At 68.3% G+C, this 2,036-nt stretch carries 1 protein-coding gene; it reads left to right on the top strand.

Annotated elements, in window-relative coordinates; genetic code table 11:
• The first annotated feature begins 11 nt into the window (after positions 1-11).
• Entirely contained in the window at positions 12-1,487 is a 1,476-nt protein-coding gene (locus tag Q0982_RS12970) for an IS66 family transposase (protein WP_299396221.1), read from the top strand.
• Positions 1,488-2,036: the final 549 nt, after the last annotated feature.

The raw sequence follows: 2,036 nt of genomic DNA, 5'->3' as shown, positions 1-2,036 counted from the left end.
TGGCCGAGCAGTTGGAGCAGGCGCGCGCCGGGCTGATCGAGAAGGCCCTGGAGATCGAGAAGCTGAAGGCGCAGCTGGCCAGGCTGCGGCGCATGAGCTTTGGGCGCTCGTCGGAGAAGCTGGACCGGCAGATCGAGCAGCTGGAGCTGATGCTGGGCGACCTCGAGGAGAGCGTCGGCCAGTCACAGCAGCGGGTTCCCGGCCGTCCCTGCGACGAGGCGCGGGACAAGCCGGTGCGCCGGCCCTTGCCCGATCATCTGCCGCGCGAGGAGGTGGTGCACGCCGCGGCCTGCAACTGCCCGTCCTGTGGCGGCGCGTTGCGCCGTCTGGGCGAGGACGTGACGGAGATCCTGGAGTACCGGCCGGGCCGCTTCCACGTGATCCGCCACCTGCGCCCGAAGTTCTCCTGCCGGCGCTGCGAGGCGATCACCCAGGCCGCCATGCCGGACCTGCCGATCGAGCGGGGCCGGCCCGGCCCCGGCCTGCTGGCCCATGTGCTGGTGTCGAAGTACGCCGACCACCAGCCACTTTACCGCCAGTCGGAGATCTATGCCCGCGAGGGGGTCGCGCTGGAGCGCTCGACGCTGGCCGACTGGGTCGGGCGCTCGACGGCGATCCTGGAGCCGTTGGTCAGTCTGCTGCGCGAGGACGTGATGGCCGCCCCGCGGCTGCACGCCGACGACACGCCGGTGCCGGTGCTGGCGCCCGGCATGGGCAAGACCAGGACGGGGCGGCTATGGGTCTATGTGCGCGACGAGCGCCCGCACGGCGGCGAGCCGCCGCCGGCGGCGGCCTACTTCTACAGCCCCGACCGCAAGGGCGCCCATCCCCAGCGCCATCTTGCCGGCTTTGCCGGCCACCTGGTCGCCGATGGCTATGCCGGGTTCAACGCGCTCTATACCGCCGAGCGGCAGCCTGGGCCGGTGATCGCGGTGGCTTGCTGGGCGCATGTCAGACGCAAGTTCCATGACGTCTACGCCGCCAGGCAGAGCCCGGTGGCCCAGGAGGCGCTGGAGCGGATCGCCGCTCTCTATACGGTCGAGAAGGCGATCCGCGGACGGCCGCCGGACGAGCGGCGCCACGTCCGGCAGGAGCGCAGCCGGCCGGCCGCCGAAAACCTCATTGCCTGGATGGAGAGCACCCTGCCAAAGCTGTCGGGGCGGTCTGACCTGGCCGCGGCCATGCGCTATGCCCTGGCACGGCGGGAGAGCCTCCTGCGCTATCTCAACGACGGCTGCCTGGCGATCGACAACAACGCCGCCGAGCGGGCCCTGCGCGGGGTCGCCCTCGGCCGCAAGAACTACCTCTTTGCCGGCTCCGACGCCGGCGGCGAGCGCGCCGCCGCCGTCTACTCACTGATCGAAACAGCCAAGCTCAACCGCATCGATCCCCAGGCCTACCTCACCGATGTCATCGCCCGTATAGGACCGCACCCGGCTCGCCATCTCGCCGAGCTGCTGCCATACAACTGGCAGCCAACATCCTGAACCGCGGTCGTAACCGGACGCTTACGCCGCCGCGACGCGACCCGGCTGGCAAAGGCGAGATCACCACAGAGGCACCGAGGCACAGAGAACAAAATGAAGCTGGTTGGCGCGAAGCGCCATCAACCCGTTTGTTCTCTGCGTCTCGGTGCCTCTGTGGTGAATAGACCGGTCTGCCAACCGCACGGAATGTCGACAGAAGGGGGATCACCACAAAGACGCGAAGACGCAAAAAACCAAAAAAAGGTTTGTTGGCGCGAAGCGCCGATGGACCGGTTTGTTCTTTGGGCGGTTTCACCGCCAAGGCGCCAAGACACCAAGGGACAAGCATCGGCCGCGTGCTCTTGGTGCCTTGGCGGTGACATTCGCTGCGTTCGGCGCGATGGGGCTTATTCGGGTTGGGCTCCGACGCGCGAACACGCCGTCGTCAGGCCGGGTTGCGCTGAACACGATCGCCGACCCTTCGAGACGGCCGCTGCGCGGCCTCCTCAGAGCGTGTGAATGAATTACTCACGACCCAAAAGAAGCCGTCATGCTGGCGCAGGCCAGCAT

The organism is Pelagibius sp. (assembly GCF_028281305.1).
In the GTDB taxonomy this organism is placed as follows: Bacteria; Pseudomonadota; Alphaproteobacteria; order Kiloniellales; family Kiloniellaceae; genus Pelagibius.
This window is presented reverse-complemented; position numbering and strand designations above follow the sequence as displayed.